The 17,735-nt window shown below is 66.6% G+C and carries 17 protein-coding genes; 5 read left to right on the top strand and 12 right to left on the bottom strand.

All coding sequences use genetic code 11. From position 1 onward, the window contains the following. Positions 1 to 39: 39 nt before the first annotated feature. Both murI and P8T11_RS13475 read right to left on the bottom strand, forming a co-directional pair. A complete protein-coding gene (murI, locus tag P8T11_RS13480) occupies positions 40 to 843 on the bottom strand; it encodes a glutamate racemase (protein ID WP_268081478.1) in 804 nt (267 codons plus the stop codon). Beyond that, positions 833 to 1,777 carry a LysR substrate-binding domain-containing protein gene (locus P8T11_RS13475; protein ID WP_268081479.1) on the bottom strand — a complete coding sequence of 315 codons (945 nt, stop codon included), beginning with the start codon at positions 1,775 to 1,777 and terminating at the stop codon, positions 833 to 835. The genes murI and P8T11_RS13475 overlap by 11 nt, the downstream gene beginning before the upstream one ends. A 137-nt stretch (positions 1,778 to 1,914) precedes the next feature. Between P8T11_RS13475 and P8T11_RS13470 the strand changes: the two genes are divergently transcribed. Together P8T11_RS13470 and P8T11_RS13465 are read left to right on the top strand one after the other, a co-directional pair. Beyond that, positions 1,915 to 2,490 carry a chromate transporter gene (locus P8T11_RS13470; RefSeq protein WP_268081480.1) on the top strand — a complete coding sequence of 192 codons (576 nt, stop codon included), beginning with the start codon at positions 1,915 to 1,917 and terminating at the stop codon, positions 2,488 to 2,490. Further along, positions 2,487 to 3,011, top strand: coding sequence for a chromate transporter (locus P8T11_RS13465; RefSeq protein WP_268081481.1), 525 nt, complete (start codon positions 2,487 to 2,489; stop codon positions 3,009 to 3,011). Before P8T11_RS13470 ends, P8T11_RS13465 begins: the two co-directional genes overlap by 4 nt. Before the next feature lie 123 nt (positions 3,012 to 3,134). Here P8T11_RS13465 and P8T11_RS13460 read toward each other — a convergent pair whose 3' ends face one another. The 7 genes from P8T11_RS13460 to P8T11_RS13430 all read right to left on the bottom strand — a co-directional run bounded on the left by P8T11_RS13460 (position 3,135) and on the right by P8T11_RS13430 (position 12,407). Further along, a complete protein-coding gene (locus P8T11_RS13460) occupies positions 3,135 to 4,256 on the bottom strand; it encodes a methyltransferase (protein WP_268081482.1) in 1,122 nt (373 codons plus the stop codon). Between the two features lie 140 nt (positions 4,257 to 4,396). Beyond that, positions 4,397 to 6,064, bottom strand: a complete 1,668-nt coding sequence (locus tag P8T11_RS13455; protein WP_268081483.1) for an OFA family MFS transporter — start codon at positions 6,062 to 6,064, stop codon at positions 4,397 to 4,399. Positions 6,065 to 6,141: 77 nt separating this feature from the next. Beyond that, on the bottom strand, positions 6,142 to 6,399 hold the full coding sequence (locus P8T11_RS13450) for a formate dehydrogenase subunit delta (protein WP_268081484.1): 258 nt from the start codon (positions 6,397 to 6,399) through the stop codon (positions 6,142 to 6,144). A 42-nt stretch (positions 6,400 to 6,441) separates the two neighbouring features. Next, entirely contained in the window at positions 6,442 to 7,269 is an 828-nt protein-coding gene (gene fdhD, locus P8T11_RS13445; RefSeq protein ID WP_268081485.1) for a formate dehydrogenase accessory sulfurtransferase FdhD, read from the bottom strand. A gap of 21 nt (positions 7,270 to 7,290) precedes the next feature. After that, on the bottom strand, positions 7,291 to 10,167 hold the full coding sequence (gene fdhF / locus P8T11_RS13440; protein ID WP_268081486.1) for a formate dehydrogenase subunit alpha: 2,877 nt from the start codon (positions 10,165 to 10,167) through the stop codon (positions 7,291 to 7,293). A 15-nt stretch (positions 10,168 to 10,182) separates the two neighbouring features. After that, a complete protein-coding gene (locus P8T11_RS13435) occupies positions 10,183 to 11,805 on the bottom strand; it encodes a formate dehydrogenase beta subunit (protein WP_268081487.1) in 1,623 nt (540 codons plus the stop codon). Beyond that, a complete protein-coding gene (locus P8T11_RS13430) occupies positions 11,802 to 12,407 on the bottom strand; it encodes a formate dehydrogenase subunit gamma (RefSeq protein WP_268081488.1) in 606 nt (201 codons plus the stop codon). The genes P8T11_RS13435 and P8T11_RS13430 overlap by 4 nt, the downstream gene beginning before the upstream one ends. Positions 12,408 to 12,565: 158 nt before the next feature. Between P8T11_RS13430 and P8T11_RS13425 the strand changes: the two genes are divergently transcribed. From P8T11_RS13425 to mobA, 3 genes are read left to right on the top strand one after another with little or no spacing between them, the layout of a single operon-like run. Then, the gene (locus P8T11_RS13425) at positions 12,566 to 13,645 is read left to right on the top strand and encodes a substrate-binding domain-containing protein (RefSeq protein WP_268081489.1); all 1,080 of its coding nucleotides are present in this window, start codon (positions 12,566 to 12,568) and stop codon (positions 13,643 to 13,645) included. Between the two features lie 42 nt (positions 13,646 to 13,687). Beyond that, positions 13,688 to 14,827, top strand: coding sequence for a GTP 3',8-cyclase MoaA (gene moaA, locus P8T11_RS13420; RefSeq protein ID WP_268081490.1), 1,140 nt, complete (start codon positions 13,688 to 13,690; stop codon positions 14,825 to 14,827). Next, positions 14,820 to 15,491: a molybdenum cofactor guanylyltransferase MobA gene (gene mobA / locus P8T11_RS13415; RefSeq protein ID WP_268081491.1), complete on the top strand. Its 672-nt coding sequence runs from the start codon at positions 14,820 to 14,822 to the stop codon at positions 15,489 to 15,491. The genes moaA and mobA overlap by 8 nt, the downstream gene beginning before the upstream one ends. A gap of 31 nt (positions 15,492 to 15,522) precedes the next feature. Here mobA and P8T11_RS13410 read toward each other — a convergent pair whose 3' ends face one another. From P8T11_RS13410 to P8T11_RS13400, 3 genes are read right to left on the bottom strand one after another with little or no spacing between them, the layout of a single operon-like run. Continuing rightward, positions 15,523 to 16,728: a molybdopterin molybdotransferase MoeA gene (locus P8T11_RS13410; RefSeq protein WP_268081492.1), complete on the bottom strand. Its 1,206-nt coding sequence runs from the start codon at positions 16,726 to 16,728 to the stop codon at positions 15,523 to 15,525. 3 nt (positions 16,729 to 16,731) lie between these two features. After that, positions 16,732 to 17,253 carry a molybdenum cofactor biosynthesis protein B gene (gene moaB, locus P8T11_RS13405; RefSeq protein ID WP_268081493.1) on the bottom strand — a complete coding sequence of 174 codons (522 nt, stop codon included), beginning with the start codon at positions 17,251 to 17,253 and terminating at the stop codon, positions 16,732 to 16,734. After that, a complete protein-coding gene (locus P8T11_RS13400) occupies positions 17,250 to 17,732 on the bottom strand; it encodes a molybdenum cofactor biosynthesis protein MoaE (RefSeq protein WP_268081494.1) in 483 nt (160 codons plus the stop codon). The genes moaB and P8T11_RS13400 overlap by 4 nt, the downstream gene beginning before the upstream one ends. Between the last annotated feature and the right edge of the window lie 3 nt (positions 17,733 to 17,735).

Below are 17,735 nucleotides of genomic sequence, written 5' to 3'. Positions count from 1 at the left end.
TGATATGCGCTTGATCAAGCCCCGCCCACAATGTGGCGCCTAGCGCCAGCGTGCGGGCGTTTCCCCAACGTCCAGGCCCGGCGCCAGCAACTGGCTGGCCAAGGCCGCCAAGGTGGGCGCATGGCCGGTGGTCTCCAGCCGCAGCGTGCCCGCGCCGTCGGTGCGCAACAGGCCATGCTGGTGCAGTTGATGCTTGAGCCAGCGCGCCACGGGGGCGCCCGTTTCCAACAAGGGCACGTCGGGTCCCGCCGCGGCCTGGATTGCATCGCGTAAAAAAGGGAAGTGGGTGCAGCCCAGCACCAGCACGTCGGCGCCCGCCGCGCGCAGGGCGGCCACGGGCGTGCGCACGGCGGCATCCACGTCCGGGCCGGACAGCTTGCCTTGCTCCACCAGCCGTACCCATTCCGGGCAGGGGTGCAACACGATGTGCACTTCGGGCGCTTCGCGTTGGACCAAGGTGGCGAACTTGGGGCTGGCCAAGGTGCCGGTGGTGGCGAACACGCCCACCACGCCGCTGTGCGTCAGGTGCGCGGCGGGTTTGATGGCCGGTTCCACGCCGATGATGATCAGGTCGGGATGGCGCTGGCGCAGCGGCGCGATGGCGGCGGCGGTCGCCGTGTTGCAGGCAACGACCATGGCCTTGGCCTGGCGCGAGACGAAGTAATCCGCCAATGCGTAGGCGCGCCGCAGGACGAACGCCTGCGTCTTGTCGCCATACGGCACATGCGCCGTATCGGCCACGTACAGCAACGGTTCGTGCGGCAGGGCTTCGCGGATGGCGCGCAGCACGCTCAGGCCGCCCACGCCAGAGTCGTACACGCCGATAAGGGAATCACGGGACATGATGGGAATGCCCCTCGTCCAGGCCCTCGGCGCGATGGCGGCGCACTTCGTCGATCAGTTTGCGCGTGGCGCCCGACAGTGGGGCGTCGCGCCAGATCAGGTTCAAACCGGCGCGCAAGGCCACGGGGCCGGTCACGTTCACGTACACCACGCCTTCGATGTTGACCCGCCGCAAGGACGCGGGCACCAGCGACACGCCCAGACCTGCCGCCACCAGGCTCAGCGTGGACAGCATGCGGGGCGCTTCCTGCGCCACGCGCGGGCTGAAGCCGGACGCGCTGCACGCCGTGATGATGGCGTCATACAGGCCGGGGCCGCTGTGGCGGCGGTACAGAATCAGGGACTCGTCGGCCAGTTCCGACAGCGCGATCTGGCGCCGATCACGGCCCTTGACGAAGGGGTGGTCGGCGGGAAAGGCGGCCAGCATGGTTTCTTCAAGCACGGTCTCTTCGGCCACGCCCGGCCTGGTCAGGACCGCGCCCCGGATGAAGGCCACGTCCACGCGGCCTTCGCTGACCGCGTCGCGCAGTTCGCCCGTGCTGCTTTCTTCCAGCACCAGCCGCACGTTCGGCGCGCTTTCACGAAAACGCCGGATGACCGATGGCACGAAAGGATGGAACGCGGCCGACCCGGTAAATCCCACCGTCAACCGGCCGGCTTCGCCTTGCGAGACACGGCGCACCCCGTCCACGGCCTGATCCACCAAGGCCAGGATGTTGCGCGCGTCTTCCAATAACGCGCGACCGCTTTCGGTAAGTTCCATGCCGCGCGGAAGGCGGTTGAACAGCGTCACGCCCAGCTCTTGTTCCAGCACGCGAATCTGTTGGCTGAGAGGCGGTTGGCGGATGCCCAACCGTGCCGCGGCCTTGGTCAGATGGGCCTCTTCGGCGACAGCCAGGAAGTAGCGCAGCAGGCGAAGATCAACTGATGCCATATGCAGTGAATATGAGTGATGGTGGGGTCATATATTAGACATTATCCGGGCCGAAGAGTAGGCTCCCGCCTTGTTATTTCCGCTGTGCGCGGCAGCGCCAGCCTTTGCCCGCCGGCTTCGCGCCGGCCCTTCACCTCATGAATGCAGCACCCTCTACCCTTGACGCCGGCAACCGGCCGCCACCCACCTGTGGGCAGTTGTTCACCGGTTTTCTCATGCTGGGCCTGACCGCGTTCGGCGGGGCGCTACCCCTGGCGCGCCGCATGGTCGTCGAGAAGCACGGCTGGCTCAGCGGCGCTGAGTTTACCGACCTGCTGGGCCTGTGCCAGTTCCTGCCGGGCGGCAACATCATCAACCTGTCTGTCGCGCTGGGGATGAAATTTCGCGGGCCGCGCGGCGCGTTCGCGGCCTTGATGGGGCTGATCCTGGCGCCGTCGGCCATCGTCATTCTGCTGGGCATGGTGTACGACCGCTTTCAGAACGATCCGCATATCCAGCACCTGTTCGCGGGCCTGGCGGCCGCGGCGGCGGGGCTGCTGATTTCGATGGCGGTCAAGATCGGCGTGCCGGTCATCAAGCGCCGCGACTGGCTGTCCGGCGTGGTGGCCACGCTGTGCTTCGTGGCCATTGCCGTGCTGCGCATTCCGCTGTTGCCGACCATGGCGGTGCTGACGCCGTTAAGCATTCTGCTGGTGTGGAGGCAACGTCGATGATCCATACCCTGATTGCGCTGGCCCTGATCTTTTCCCAGCTTTCCGTGCTGGCGTTCGGCGGCGGCAACACCATCCTGCCCGAGATGCAGCGCCAAGTCGTGGACGTGCATGGCTGGATGACGGCCGCTGATTTTTCCGCGCTGTTCGCGCTGGGCCAGGCCGCGCCCGGCCCCAACCTGATGGTGGTGACGCTGGTGGGCTGGCACGTGGCCGGATGGTGGGGCATGTTGGTGACCACCATCGCCAAGTTCGGCCCGTCGTCGCTCATCACCATCCTGGCGCTGGGCTTGTGGGAACGCTTCAAGGACCGCCCGTGGCGCGGCGTGATCCAGGCGGGCATTTTTCCGATGACGGTGGGCCTGGTGGCCGCCAGCGCGGCGCTGATCACCGAGGCCTCGGTGCATAGCTGGCTGCTGGGCGCGATCACGGCGGTGGTGGCCGTGCTGGGCAGCACGACGCGCATCCATCCCTTATGGCTCTTGTTCGGTGGCGCGCTGGTGGGTTTGGTGGCGGTCGGTTAGCGTTGGGGGCTTGGCCGCTTGCCGCTTGCTGTTTTGGCGTTTACCGCTGGCCGACGACGCCGCAACGGCAATCAACCGCTGCGCGATGCGCGCAGCGGGGTCAATCTGACGAAGCGCCGACGATCAGGCGGCGGCGCCCAGTCTCCACAGGGACGTGACTTCCTTCGAACGCGCTGCATAGAGCGGGTCGCTGGGGTCTTTGGCGCGGCTGTGGGTGGGCCGGGTGTCGAGGCGTTCGATGACGCGCAGGCCGGCGGCGTCGATCATTTCCATCAACTGTTCGCGGGTGCGCAGGCCCAGGTGCTCGGCCAAGTCCGACAGGATCAGCCAGCCCTCGCCATTGGGCGTCAGGTGTGCCGTCAAGCCATTGAGAAAGCCGCGCAGCATGCGGCTGTCGGGGTCGTACACGGCTTGTTCCAGCGGCGAGCTGGGGCGTGCCGGCAGCCACGGCGGGTTGCAGACGACCAGCGAAACGCGGCCTTCGGGGAACAGGTCTGCCTCGACCACATCGACCTGCTTGGACAGGCCCAGACGTTCCAGGTTTTCGCGGGCGCAAGCCAACGCGCGCGGGTCCAGGTCGGTGGCGATGACGCGCTTGCCGCCCCGGCGCGCAATCACGGCGGCCAGCACGCCGGTGCCCGTGCCGATATCAAACGCCACGCTGCCGCGCGGCATCGGCGTGTTCGCCACCAGGTCCACATATTCACCACGCAGCGGCGAAAACACGCCGTAGTGCGGGTGGATGCGGTTGTTCAGGACGGCGATCTCCACGCCTTTCTTGCGCCATTCAAAGGCGCCGATCAGGCCCAGCAATTCTCGCAGCGACGCCACATAGGGTTCGTCGGCCGGGCCGTGGGCTTCTTCGCAGGCCTGGCGCGCATCCGGCGCGCGACGCAGCGAAATGCCGTGGCCGGCATCGAACGGAATCAGCAGCATGCCCAGGATGCGGGCGCGTTGGGATTGGATCTGGCGGTGCTGGTTGAAGGCTTCCAGCATGGTCTCGACGGGCTTGCGCGGACGCTTGTCCACGCGCCGGGTCATGGCCAGCAGCAACTGGCGGGCGTTCTGGAAGTCGCCGCGCCACAGCAGGCCCACGCCTTCGCAGGCTTGGCGATAGGCCATGTCGGCGGTCAGCTTGTCGTCCACCACCACCACGCGCTTGGGCGGCGTTGCGCCGGTTTCAGAGCGCCAGCGGGCGGAATGGGGGACGTCGTTTTCTTCCCAGTGCAATTCAGGGGCGCTCAATGTGTCGCTCCGGCAAAGACGGGGGAATGGGTAAGAATCATGGGGACCAATAAAAAAAGATAGGGCGCGGGCTGCCAATGTAGCAGCTTCGCGCCCTGGGGCGGCACGCGGCGCACCAGGCGCCGAGTGGTCGGGCGGGTTCAGTGGAACAACACCACCGCCTTCTGCAGCGTGATCCAGATGCCCCAGGCCAGCGGAATGCCCACGCAGGCCCAGGCGAACAGCACCAGCGCCATGGGCGTGCGGAAGGTGGACGCGCCCACGCCGTGGGTTTCGGCGGCCACGGCGCGCTCATGCGCCAGCGCCTTTTCGTGGGCCAGTTCTTCGTCCGTCATGAAGTACTTGGGGTTGACCGGCCGGATCGCCAGATTGCACAGGAAGCCCAGCACCAGCATGCCCGCCAGGATGTACATGGTGATGTCGTACACCTGCGCGCGCGGCACGCCGATCGACAACTGGTATTCGCGGATGTAGTTCACCAGCACCGGGCCGAAGATACCGGCCGCCGACCACGCGGTCAGCAGGCGGCCGTGAATGGCGCCCACCATCTGCGTGCCGAACAGGTCCGCCAGGTAGGCGGGCACCGTGGCGAAACCGCCGCCGTACATGGACAGGATCACGCAGAACGCAGCCACGAACAGGGCCAGCGCGCCAATGTGTGCCGTCCAGGGAATGGCGGCGTACAGCACGAAGCCCAGCACGAAGAAGATCAGGTAGGTCATCTTGCGGCCCAGCTTGTCCGACAGGCTGGCCCAGAAAAAGCGGCCACCGATATTGAACAGGCTGAGCAGGCCGGTGAAGCCGGCGGCAATGGCCGCGATGGCGGCCAGTTGTGTCTTGTCCAAATCGCCAAAGCCCAGTTCCGGCTTGTTGATCAGCCCGCCGCCAAACACTTCCTGCAGCAAGGGCGAGGCCATGCCCAGAATGCCGATGCCGGCCGTGACGTTCAGGCACAGCACCAGCCACACCAGCCAGAACTGCGGCACGCCCCAGACGCGCTTCACGTGGACGTGGCCCTTGGTGATCATCGCGTTGTTGGCATGCTTGGCCGGCGCGGTCCAGCCCTGCGGCTTCCAGCCGGTGGGCGGCACCCGATAACCCAGCGCGCCCGACATCATGAACACGAAGTACACCAGCGCCATGGTCAGGAAGGTTTGCCAGACGCCGGCCGAGGTGGGCGTGGCGAAGTGGCGCATTAGCATGTCGGCCAGCGGCGCGCCGATCATCGCGCCGCCGCCAAAGCCCATGATGGCCATGCCGGTGGCCATGCCGCGGCGGTCGGGAAACCACTTGATCAACGTGCTGACGGGCGAGATATACCCCAACCCCAGCCCGATGCCACCAATGACCCCGGACCCCAGCCACAGCATCCACATCTGATGCAGGTACACGCCGATGGCCGAAATGACCAGGCCGCCGCACCAGCACACGGCCGACACCACGCCTGCCTTGCGCGGGCCGGCGCGTTCCAGCCAGCCGCCCCACAGCGCCGCCGAGCAACCCAGCAGCACGAAGAACAGCGTGTACATCCAGCCCATGGTGGAAATGCGCCAGTCGCAACTGGTGGTGAACAACTCGGCCGCCAGGCTCATGTCGGCCGGGCAGGCCAGCGGCTGGGCGCCGCCCACCACCTTGGACAGCGGCAACCAGAACACCGAAAAGCCGTAGGCCATGCCGATGCACAAATGAATGGCCAAGGCGGCCGGCGGCACCAGCCAGCGCGAGAAACCCGGCCCGGCGATGGTGCGTTCTTTGTCAAAAAAACCCGGCTTTGAGCCGGGCAAATCCAAGGTGGCGGTGCTTTCCATGAAGTCTCCTCTGGGGTGCGGCTTGGTTGCCGCTTTGTTTGTTTTGTTCAACTGCGGTAAAGCGGTGCGGTACCTCGCTAGCCCACGCGGGGCGCGGGCGTCAGGCGCTGGCGGTTCTGCGTGACCGCCGCAAGCACCAGCGGGTGCAATTGTTCGTCGCCGGCATCGCCGTCAGGCGTGGCCGCCAGGAAGCCGAGCAGCTCGTTGCGCATGCGCGGTTCCCAGAACTTGTGGATATGGTTGGTCACGCCTTCCAGCGCTTCCTGGCGGTCCGGCATGGCGTCAAAGAACTGGCCGATGCGGTTGGCCATGCGGATCAGGTTGCCGATTTCCATTGCGTGTCAAAGTCCAATTCAGGGCCAGGTTCAAGGCCCGATTCAGGGGATGAGGCGTTCAGGGTGCGTATACAGCGTGGCGTCGTCGCCGCGCATGAATCCCACCAGGCTGACGTTGGCGTCTTGCGCCAGACGGATGGCCAAGGCGGTAGGAGCGGACACCGCCGCCAGCACGGCCACGCCGGCTGCCGCCGTCTTCTGCACCATTTCAAAACTGGCGCGACTGGACACCAGCACGATGCCGTTGCCGGCGTGCATGGCCTGGCGCGCCAGCGCGCCGATCAGCTTGTCCAATGCGTTGTGGCGGCCCACGTCTTCGCGCACCAACGCCACCGCGCCATCGGCGCCCGCCCAGCCCGCCGCGTGCGTGGCGCCCGTGATGTCGTGCAGCGCCTGGCGCGCGCGCATGTCGCGCATGGCGTTCAGCACGGCCTGGATGCGCACGGTCGAGCCATTCGTTACGGGCGCCACGGGTCGCAGCACTTCGGGCAGCGTCTCCACGCCGCACAGGCCACAGCCGGTGCGGCCGGCCATGGCGCGTCGGCGTGTTTTCAAGCGCACTTCGCAGGCGCTGGATATTTCCACCTGCACCACAATGCCGTCGCATTGCGGCAGCACGTCAATGCCGCGCACATCGCTGACGCTGTCGATGATGCCTTCCGACAGCGAAAAGCCCACCGCAAAGTCTTCCAGGTCGGCGGGGGTGGCCAGCATGGTGGCGTGGCTGATGCCGTTGAACTCCAGCGCCACCGGCGTTTCCTCGGCAACGAAGTCGGACTCGGCGGCAGGGGCAATGGCCCCGGCCCGCACGCGCGTGACCTGGGTCGGCGTGCAGTCGGGGCGAGAAGACGGGGGCGTGGGGGCGGTCATGGCATCCAGGGCTGTGGAGCGTTATTTCCCGGTCAGCGCCGCTTCGTTTTCACGCGATCGCTCGCGCAGCAGCTTTTGCTGGATGTCGGCAAAGCGCGACCATTGCCGCTGCCATTCCGAAGGCTGGGACACGCGCGTAACCTGCACGGCCGTGACCTTGTATTCGGGGCAGTTGGTCGCCCAGTCAGAGGCATCCGTCGTGACGACGTTGGCGCCGGACTCGGGAAAGTGAAACGTGGTGTATACCACGCCCGGTTGCACTCGGTCGGTCAGCGTGGCGCGCAGCACGGTCTCGCCCGCGCGGCTTTGAATGCCCACCCAATCGCCTTCGGCCACGCCCCGGTCCTCGGCATCTTGCGGGTGCAGTTCCAGCACGTCTTCGCCATGCCACATGACGTTGGGCGTGCGCCGCGTCTGCGCGCCCACGTTGTACTGCGACAGGATGCGGCCGGTGGTCAGCAGCAGCGGGAAACGGCGCGTGCTGCGTTCGTCGGTGGGCACGTACTTGGTGATCATGAACTTGCCCTTGCCGCGCACAAAGGTGTCGATGTGCATGATGGGCGTGCCTTCGGGTGCGTCGTCGTTGCACGGCCATTGCAGGCTGCCCAGCTTGTCCAGCTTGTCGTAGCTGACGCCCGCGAAGGTCGGTGTCAGCCGCGCGATTTCTTCCATGATTTCGCGCGGGTGCGTGTAGTTCATGGGGTAGCCCAGCGCGTTGGACAGCGCCACCGTCACTTCCCAGTCCGACTTGCCGTTCTTGGGTTCCATCACCTTGCGCACGCGCGAGATGCGGCGTTCGGCGTTGGTGAAGGTGCCGTCCTTTTCCAGGAACGACGAACCCGGCAGGAACACGTGCGCGTACTTCGCGGTCTCGTTCAGGAACAGGTCCTGCACCACGATGCATTCCATGGCTGCCAGCGAGGCCGCCACGTGCTGCGTGTTGGGGTCGGACTGCACGATGTCTTCGCCCTGGCAGTACAGGCCCTTGAAGGATCCGCCCAGCGCCGCTTCGAACATGTTCGGAATGCGCAGGCCGGGTTCGGGTTGCAAGGTCACGCCCCAATCCTTTTCGAACTGCGCGCGCACCGTGTTGTCGGAAATGTGGCGGTAGCCGGGCAGTTCGTGCGGGAACGAGCCCATGTCGCACGAGCCCTGCACGTTGTTCTGGCCGCGCAGCGGGTTCACGCCCACGCCCTCGCGGCCGACGTTGCCGGTGGCCATGGCCAGGTTGGCAATCGCCATCACGGTGGTGGACCCCTGGCTGTGTTCGGTCACGCCCAGGCCGTAATAAATGGACCCGTTGCCGCCGGTGGCGAACAGACGCGCCGCACCGCGCACGTCTTGCGCCGGCACGCCCGTGATCTCGGCCATGGCTTCAGGCGAGTTCTCGGGCAAGGACACAAAGTCGCGCCATTCATTGAAGGCCTTGGTGTCGCAGCGCTCGGCCACGAAGGCGTCATCGATCAGGCCTTCGGTGGCGATCACGTGCGCCAAGGACGACAGCAGCGCGGTGTTGGTGCCCGGCCGCACTTGCAGATGAAAGTCAGCCTTGATGTGCGGCGAGCTGACTAGCTCGATGCGGCGCGGGTCGATCACGATCAGGCGCGCGCCCTCGCGCAGCCGGCGCTTCAGGCGCGAGGCAAACACCGGGTGGCCGCTGCTGGGGTTGGCGCCCATCACGATCACCACGTCGGTGTGCATGACCGAATCAAAGGTCTGCGTGCCGGCGGATTCGCCCAAGGTCTGCTTCAGGCCGTAGCCGGTGGGCGAATGGCAGACGCGCGCGCAGGTGTCGACGTTGTTGGTGCCAAAGGCCGCGCGCACCAGCTTTTGCACCAGCCAGGTTTCTTCGTTGGTGCAGCGCGACGACGTAATGCCGCCCACCGCGTCGCGGCCATACTCGCTTTGGATGCGGCGGAATTCAGAGGCCGCGTAGTTGATGGCCTCGTCCCAGGACACTTCCTTCCAGGAATCGGTGATGTGCTTGCGGATCATGGGCTTCAGCACACGTTCCTTGTGCGTGGCGTAGCCCCATGCAAAACGGCCCTTCACACAGGAATGGCCGCGGTTGGCCTGGCCGTCTTTCCACGGCACCATGCGCACCACTTCCTGGCCCTTCATCTCGGCCTTGAAGCCGCAGCCCACGCCGCAATAGGCGCAGGTGGTCACCACCGAGTGCTCGGCCTGACCCATCATGATGACGGTCTTTTCCTGCAGGGTGGACGTGGGGCAGGCCTGCACGCAGGCGCCGCAGGACACGCATTCGCTGTCCAGGAACGGCTGGTCCTGCCCGGGCGATACGCGCGACTCAAAGCCCTTGCCGGATATCGTCAAGGCGTAGGTGCCCTGCGTTTCTTCGCAGGCGCGCACGCAGCGGTTGCAGACGATGCACTTGGACGCGTCGTAGCTGAAGTAGGGGTTGGAGTCGTCGACCTTGGCGTCCAGGTGGTTGGCGCCGTTGTAGCCGTAGCGCACGTTGCGCAGGCCCACCACGCCGGCCATGTCCTGCAATTCGCAGTCGCCGTTGGCGGGGCAGGTCAGGCAGTCCAGCGGGTGGTCGGATATGTAGAGCTCCATCACGCCGCGACGCAGCTCGTGCAGCTTGGGCGTTTCGGTAAAGACCACCATGCCGTTTTCCGCCGGCGTGGTGCACGAAGCGGGATAGCCGCGCCGCCCTTCGATCTGCACCAGGCACAGGCGGCAGGATCCAAACGGTTCCAGGCTGTCGGTGGCGCACAGCTTGGGGATGTTGATGCCGGCCTCGGCGGCCGCACGCATCAGGGACGTGCCTTCGGGCACGCGGATTTCCTGGCCGTCGATGGTCAGGGTGATGGTGTTTTCGGACACGCGGGCTGGGGTGCCCAGGTCGCGTTCGCGCTTGATGACGGTTTCCAGCATGGTCGCCTCTCGGGTTCAGGCCGCGTGCGCGGCAGACTGCGAGGACTCGATGCCGAAGTCCTGCGGAAAGTGGTTCAGCGCGGACAGCACGGGGTAGGGCGCCATGCCCCCCAGCGCGCACAGCGAACCGCCCATCATCGTGTCGCACAGGTCGCGCAGCAGATGCACCTGCTGTTCGCGTTGCCGGGCGTCGGCCCCGGGCGCCGCGATCTTGTCGATGGTTTCGACGCCGCGCGTCGACCCAATGCGGCAGGGCGTGCATTTGCCGCAGGATTCAATGGCGCAGAATTCCATGGCGTAACGCGCCATGCGCGCCATGTCGACGGTGTCGTCAAATGCCACCAGCCCGCCGTGGCCGATCATGGCCGAGATCTGGATATAGGCCTCGTAGTCCAGCGGCACGTCCCATTGCGATTCGGGCAAATAGGCGCCCAGCGGCCCGCCCACCTGCACGGCGCGCAGGGGCCGCCCCGAGGCGCTGCCGCCGCCGAATTCATAGAGCAGGTCGCGCAGGCTCAGGCCGAAGGCCTTTTCCACCAGCCCGCCTTGCTTCAGGTTGCCCGCCAATTGGAAGGGCAGCGTGCCATGCGAACGGCCCACGCCGTAGTCGCGGTAGTAGGTGGCGCCCTTGGCCAGGATGATGGGCACCGTGGCCAGCGAGATCACGTTGTTGATCACGGTGGGTTTGCCGAACAGGCCCGAGATGGCGGGCAGCGGCGGCTTGGCGCGCACCACGCCGCGCTTGCCCTCCAGGCTTTCCAGCAGCGAGGTTTCTTCGCCGCAGATGTAGGCGCCCGCGCCCTTGCGCACTTCCAGGTCGAAGCGGCGTCCGCTGCCGTGCACGTCCGCGCCCAGCCAGCCCACGCTGCGGGCGCGGGTGATGGCTGCCTCAAGCGTGGCGATGGCGTGCGGATATTCCGAGCGCACGTAGATGTAGCCGTAGCTTGCGCCCACCGCCAGACCGGCGATGGTCATGCCTTCGATCAGTACGTAGGGGTCGCCTTCCATCAGCAGGCGGTCGGCGAAGGTGCCCGAGTCGCCTTCGTCGGCGTTGCACACGATGTACTTCTGGTCGCTGGGCGTGCCTGCCACCGTTTTCCATTTGATGCCGGTGGGGAACGCCGCGCCGCCGCGTCCGCGCAGGCCCGAGGTGATCACTTCGTCAATGATGCCCGCAGGCTCCATCGCCAGTGCCCGCTTCAACCCGGCCAGGCCGCCGTGCGCGGCATAGTCTTGCAAGGACAGCGGGTCGATCACGCCGACGCGGGCGAAGGTCAGGCGTTCCTGGTGTTTCAGGTAGGGGATGTCTTCGGTCAGGCCGAGGCACAGGGGGTGGCGCGCTTCGGCTTTGCCGTCGATGTCGACGTTGCCCTTGGTGTTGCCAGGGCTCAGCCAACCGGCGTCGAACAAACCTGCCACGTCTTCCGGCGCCACCGGGCCGTAAGCCACGCGGCCATCGTGCGTGGCCACTTCCACCAGCGGTTCCAGCCACAAGAGCCCGCGCGAGCCGTTGCGCACCACTTGCACGGCCACGCCGCGTTCATCGGCGATGCGTTCAATTTCATGGGCCACGGCATCGGCGTCCATGGCCAGCGCCGCGGCGTCGCGCGGCACGTAGATGACGACGGGGGCGCTCATGGCGTGGTCTCCGGCGTGCGGGCCAAAGCCCGGTCCATGGTGTGGTCCGAAGCGCGGTCCAAGGTGCGCGCCAACAGGCGGTCCAGCTTGTCTGGCGTGACGCGGGCATGCGGCTGGCCGTCGATCATGACGGCGGGCGACTGGGCACACAGCCCCAGGCAGTAGACGGGTTCCAAGGTGAAATTGCCGTCCGCCGAACTGGCATGGAAGTCGCAGCCCAGGCTGGCGCGGGCATGCGCCGCGAGCGGCTCGCCGCCCATGGCCTGGCAGGCTTCGGCACGGCACACTTCCAGCGTGTGGCGCGCGGCCGGCTGGCTGCGAAAGTGCGGGTAGAAGGTGATGACGCCGTGAACTTCAGCGCGGGACAGGTTCAGGGCCTCGGCGATGGTTTGCACCGCCTCGGCCGGAATACAGCCCAATTCGTGCTGCACCTCGTGCAGTACCGGCAGCAAGGGGCCGGGCAGGTCTTTCAGCCGCGCAAGAATGCGCGCGGTGGCCGCGATGGCGGGGGTGGTGGACGCCTGGGCGGCGTCCAGCGCCAATGGGCCGCCACGGGCGCCGCCGCTGGATGCCAGGTCGGATTTTGCCTCGCGCTGTTGCACGGTGGTCTCCTCCAATGTTGCGGGCCCCGTTCAGGGGTCTGTCGTGCGGTTCAGCGTCTGATGGCGTTTAATATGTTTTTAAAAACATATTAAAAGCCCGGCCGCCGCGTTATTTGTGTACTCTAACCACGTACTTGACTGTCTTCAATAAGAAAGAAATGACATATAAGTTCCGAATCGGCCTGCGGCCGCAGTGGACCTTGGGCGGGGGTGACGACACGGCGCCGGTGCCCTTGCAAGACATGCTTGCGCTGCTGGCCGCCATTGACGCCACCGGCAATATCTCGGGCGCTTGCCGCGCCTGCGGGCTGTCGTACCGGCATGCCTGGGGCGTGCTGCGCCGGTTCGAAACCACCTTCGGCACGCAGTTGCTGATCACGAATCGACGCCAGGGCACGCAACTGTCGCCGTTCGCGCAGCGCCTGTTATGGGCCAATCGCCGCATCGAGGCGCGCTTGATGCCGACCCTGGACAGCATGGCCTCGGAATTGCAGGAAGAGCTGGAACGGCTGCTGCCTGAAACCGGCCCGCACCTGCGGCTGCACGCCAGCCATGGGTTCGCGGTGGAATCGCTGATGCAGCACATGAGCGGCAGAAAGCCCGGGCTGGAATTGCGTTATCGCACCGCGATCGAGGCGCTGGCCTCGTTGGAACGTCATGAATGCGATCTGGCCGGCTTTCAGGTGCCGCTGGGCGACTTCGAATCGCCCATCATGGAGCGTTACGCGCAGTGGCTGCACGCCGACGAGTACTTGCTGATTCATCTGGCCGTGCGCAATACCGGCCTGTTTGTCACGGCCGGCAACCCTAAGCAGATCCGTGGCATGGCTGACTTGGCGCGCCAGGACGTGCGCTTCGTGAACCGCCAGATCGGGTCCAGCACCCGCTACCTGGTGGGGCTGATGCTGCAGCGCGCCGGGGTTTCCATTGGCGAGGTCCAGGGCTACGAAACCAATGAATTCACGCACATGGCGATTGCCGCGCACATTGCCAGCGGCATGGCGGACACGGGCGTGGGGGTGGAGACGGCCGCCTGCCGGTTCGGGCTGGACTTCATTCCACTGGTGCGCGAACGCTACTTCTTCGCCATCCGCAAATCGTCGTTGGAGACGCCCGCCATGCAGGACCTGCTGTCCATCATGCGCAGCGCCGACTATGTGGGCTACGTAGGGCAACTGGTGGGCTACGACGCCCAGGACACCGGCCGTTTACAAACCCTGGAAGAGGCTTTCGCGTAGGCGGGGCCGCCCGGACCCTGGCCGCCGATATATGATCGCCCCATGAGCAAAGTGATATTCCTTGCCGATGAGCGGACCAAGCCCGGGTCCAAGCCCGGGTCCGACCGCTCCGCCTGGCCCGCGCCTGGCGAGCTGCCGCCGGACGGCCAGCCCGCGCTGGACCTGCGCGCGCGTCCGTTACGCGATCTGCGTATCTCCGTCACCGACCGCTGCAACTTCCGCTGCACCTACTGCATGCCGCGCGAAGTCTTTGACGCCAGCTATACCTTCATGCCGCATTCGGCGCTGCTGTCCTTTGAGGAAATCAGCCGCCTGGCCGGCATTTTCACGCAGCTGGGCGTGGAAAAAATCCGGCTGACGGGCGGCGAGCCGCTGCTGCGCAAGCACCTGGAAAACCTGGTGGGCCAACTGGCCGCGCTGCGCACGCCGGCGGGTCTGCCGCTGGACCTTACTCTGACCACCAATGGCAGCGTGCTGGCGCGCAAGGCCGCCGATCTGAAAGCGGCGGGGCTGACGCGCGTGACCGTCAGCCTGGATGCGCTGGATGCCTCCATGTTCCAGGACATGAGCGACAGCGGCTTCACGCCCGACGACGTGCTGCGCGGCATCGACGCCGCGGCCGAGGCCGGCCTGGCGCCGGTGAAGGTCAACATGGTGGTGCGGCGCGGCCTGAACGACGGCCAGATCCTGCCCATGGCGGAACGCTTCCGCCACAGCGGCCACATCCTGCGCTTCATCGAATACATGGACGTGGGCAACACCAACGGTTGGAACCTGACGGAAGTGGTGCCCAGCCAGGAAGTGCTGGACCGCATCGGCGCGGTGTACCCGCTGGAACCCGTGCAGAGCAATGACATGGGACGCGTGGCCGAACGCTGGCGCTATGCGGACGGCGGCGGCGAAATCGGCGTCATTTCCAGCGTCACGCAGGCCTTCTGCGGCGGCTGTACGCGCGCGCGCCTGTCGCCGGAGGGCAAGCTCTATCTGTGCCTGTTCGCGCACGAGGGCTTTGACCTGCGCGCGCCCTTGCGCGACGGCGCGACCGACGCCGAACTGGCCGCCATCTTGGCGGGCATCTGGGCCGGCCGCCACGACAACTATTCCGAACTGCGTGGCCGCAACATGGCAGACCCCACGCCAACTTCCGGCCGCAAGGTCGAGATGAGCTACATCGGTGGCTGACCAGCCTTTGCCGTTATCCACGCCAGGCATTGCCGGGTTGATCCTGGCGGGCGGGCAGGGCGCGCGCATGGGCCATCAGGACAAAGGCCTGGTCTTATTGCACGGCGCGCCCATGGTGGCGCACGTGGCGCGCCGGTTGGCGCCGCAGGTGGGCAGGCTGATCATCAGCGCCAACCGGCATGCCGAGCGTTACGCGCAATACGGAACGGTGGTGGCGGACGGGGAACCCGCGCTGGGTGAATTTCAAGGCCCGCTGGTGGGGCTGGCGGCGGGCTTGGCCACAGCTTCGGCCGCAGCGTCAGCCTCGGCTTCAACTGCTACTTCAACTGCTGACGTCGACTGGGTGGTGGCCGTGCCGTGCGACACGCCTTTTCTTCCCCATGACCTTGCAACGCGGCTGATCGCCGCGGCGGATTCCGCCCAGGCCCCGCTGGCCTATGCCATGGCTGGCGGCCAACGCCATGCCGCCTGCATGGCGTTGCGCCCATCACTCTTGCCAGACCTGCGCGCCTATCTGTTGGCGGGCGAGCGCAAGGTGGGCTTGTGGCAGGCCCGCGTGGGCGGCGTGGCGGCGAGTTTTGACGACGCGCCAGACGCCTTCATGAACGTGAATACGCCCGAAGAGCTGGCTGTGGCTGAACGCTGCGCCGGCTTTGCCAGCTAAGTCAGCGACAGCGCTGCACTAGCTACGCCAGCTACGCCAGCCAGTGCCGCATGTCGTAGTAGGGCACGCGGTCGCCGTCATTGACCAGCACGTCAGCCGGCAAGCGCGCCAGCCCCGTGGCCCAGGGCATGGAACTGATTACCCCTGACCCTTGCTGGCCATAGGGCACAAGCTCGGCGGTGCCGTCTTTCGCCATGCGGCGCTGCACGCGCAGGAATTCTTCGCGCCCGTCCTGGCGCGGGTGCTCGGTGCGCAGCGGCAACAGGTTGACGGGCGGAAAGATGTCTTCGCGGCCCTGCATGCGCCGCACCAGCGGCGATACCAGCATGGCGAAGACCGCATAGGCCGACACCGGATTGCCCGGCAGGCTGACCACGGGCTTGCCGCCGATCTGGGCCAGCGCCACCGGCTTGCCGGGTTTCATGCGGACTTTCCACAGCGATAGCTCGCCGCCCAAGGAGGCCAGGGCGGGCTTGACCAGATCGCGCTCGCCCACCGACACCCCGCCCACGCTCAGCACCAGGTCGCAATCGGCCAGCAGGGTCTTGAATGCGGCCAGCAGTTCTTCTTCGGTGTCGCGCGCATGCAGCACGTGCACGGGGATGGCGCCCAGGCCGCGCGTCAGCGCGGCCAGCATGGGGCCGTTGGAGTTGTAGATCTGTTCGGGCGCGCGCGGCGTGCCGGGGGGCACCAGCTCGTCGCCCGTGGTCAGGATGCCCACGCGCAACCGGCCCATCACCGGCACGGTGGCCAGCCCTTGCGAGGCCAGCAGCGCTACGTGCGCGGCTTGCAGCATGGCGCCGGCCGCCAGCAAGGGGGCGCCGGCCATCGTGTCTTCACCCCGGCGGCGAATGTGTTGGCCGGGAGCGGGCGCGCGCGTGATCTCTACCTGGTTGTCGGCTTCGACGGCGTCTTCCTGCATGACGACGGTGTCCGCGCCATCGGGGATCAGGCTGCCGGTAAACAGGCGGATGGCGTGGCCGGGCTTGAGCGGCTCGGGCACGTCGCCCGCGTAGCAGCGCTGCTGGATGGGCAGGCGGGCGCCCGCGCGCCAGTCGTCCACGCGCAGCGCGTAGCCGTCCATGGCGCTGTTGTCGGCCGGTGGGATGTCCACCGTGGCTTGCAGATCGGTTGCCAGCACGCGGCCGGCAACTTCGTTCAGTTCAATCTCTTCGCGGCGTTGCAGCGGTCCGGCTGCGTTGGCCAGCAGGGTCTGGGCGTGATCAAAATCCAGCATGGGTCAGTGGTCTTCTTTTTTGGGCTTGAAGTGCGAGGCGAAGTTGCACGGGCGGTGCCTGCTGTCGAGCTGCTCACGCAGGATCTGGGCCCAGGCCGTTTCGCAGGCGTTGTTCGAACCGGGCAGGCAGAAGATCAGCGTCTGGTTGGCCGAGCCCGCGAACGCGCGCGACTGGATCGTCGAGCTGCCGATCTCGGTGTAGGAGATCTGGCGGAACAGTTCGCCAAAGCCGGGGATCTCGCGGTCGAGCAGGGGCAGGATGGCTTCGGGCGTGTGGTCGCGATGCGAAAAGCCCGTGCCGCCCGTGGTCAGGATGACCTGCACTTCGGGGTCGGCGATCCAGTCGCTGATGATGCGGCGGATTTGATAGATGTCGTCGCGGACGATGTCGCGGCGCACGCACTCGTGGCCCGCATGCGCCAGGCTGTGGGCCAGCAGGTTGCCGGAGGTGTCGTCGCCCGCGCTGCGGGTGTCGCTGACCGTCAGCACGGCGCAGGCCAGCGAGACGGGAATTTCTTCGCTCATGGGCGTTCCTTCTTGGGGGCGGAGTCTTCATCCCAGGCATCGGTGCGGTCCTGGTCGGCCTGGCGTTGTTCTACCCAGAAGCTGCGGCCGCCTGCCAGCGTTTCGCGCTTCCAGAAGGGCGCGCGGGTCTTCAGCGCGTCGATGATGTATTCGCAACCGCGGAAGGCGTCGCCCCGGTGCGCGCTGGCGGCCGCCACGAACACGATCTGCGCGTTGCGCGAGAGCGCGCCCACGCGGTGCACGATGACCGTGCCGTCCAGCTTCCAGCGCTGGCGGGCGGTGTCGGCAATGGCTTCAAGCTCGCGCTCGCACATGCCGGGGTAGTGCTCAAGATAGAGCGTGTCGGTGGGCGCATCGGGTGCGTAGTCGCGCACATAGCCCACGAAGGTGACGATGCCTCCCACGCCGGACCCTGCGCTTTCGCGCAGCGCGGCCGTCAGGGCAGCGGCGTCGAAATCGGCTTCCTGGACGCTGATCATGGC

The sequence above is a fragment of the Achromobacter spanius genome, from assembly GCF_029637605.1.
Taxonomy (GTDB): domain Bacteria; phylum Pseudomonadota; class Gammaproteobacteria; order Burkholderiales; family Burkholderiaceae_B; genus Achromobacter; species Achromobacter spanius_E.
The sequence above is the reverse complement of the archived record's forward strand: the minus strand, read 5'-3'. Positions and strand labels throughout refer to the sequence as shown.

Coding starts and splice junctions, on each gene's coding strand:
- P8T11_RS13425 (WP_268081489.1), top strand. CDS start 12,566: ATGACATATAAGTTCCGAATCGGCCTGCGGCCGCAGTGGACCTTGGGC.
- fdhD (WP_268081485.1), bottom strand. CDS start 7,269: ATGACCGCCCCCACGCCCCCGTCTTCTCGCCCCGACTGCACGCCGACC.
- P8T11_RS13455 (WP_268081483.1), bottom strand. CDS start 6,064: ATGGAAAGCACCGCCACCTTGGATTTGCCCGGCTCAAAGCCGGGTTTT.
- P8T11_RS13475 (WP_268081479.1), bottom strand. CDS start 1,777: ATGGCATCAGTTGATCTTCGCCTGCTGCGCTACTTCCTGGCTGTCGCC.
- moaA (WP_268081490.1), top strand. CDS start 13,688: ATGAGCAAAGTGATATTCCTTGCCGATGAGCGGACCAAGCCCGGGTCC.
- P8T11_RS13435 (WP_268081487.1), bottom strand. CDS start 11,805: ATGAGCGCCCCCGTCGTCATCTACGTGCCGCGCGACGCCGCGGCGCTG.
- P8T11_RS13400 (WP_268081494.1), bottom strand. CDS start 17,732: ATGATCAGCGTCCAGGAAGCCGATTTCGACGCCGCTGCCCTGACGGCC.
- murI (WP_268081478.1), bottom strand. CDS start 843: ATGTCCCGTGATTCCCTTATCGGCGTGTACGACTCTGGCGTGGGCGGC.
- P8T11_RS13450 (WP_268081484.1), bottom strand. CDS start 6,399: ATGGAAATCGGCAACCTGATCCGCATGGCCAACCGCATCGGCCAGTTC.
- P8T11_RS13470 (WP_268081480.1), top strand. CDS start 1,915: ATGAATGCAGCACCCTCTACCCTTGACGCCGGCAACCGGCCGCCACCC.
- fdhF (WP_268081486.1), bottom strand. CDS start 10,167: ATGCTGGAAACCGTCATCAAGCGCGAACGCGACCTGGGCACCCCAGCC.
- P8T11_RS13465 (WP_268081481.1), top strand. CDS start 2,487: ATGATCCATACCCTGATTGCGCTGGCCCTGATCTTTTCCCAGCTTTCC.
- moaB (WP_268081493.1), bottom strand. CDS start 17,253: ATGAGCGAAGAAATTCCCGTCTCGCTGGCCTGCGCCGTGCTGACGGTC.
- P8T11_RS13410 (WP_268081492.1), bottom strand. CDS start 16,728: ATGCTGGATTTTGATCACGCCCAGACCCTGCTGGCCAACGCAGCCGGA.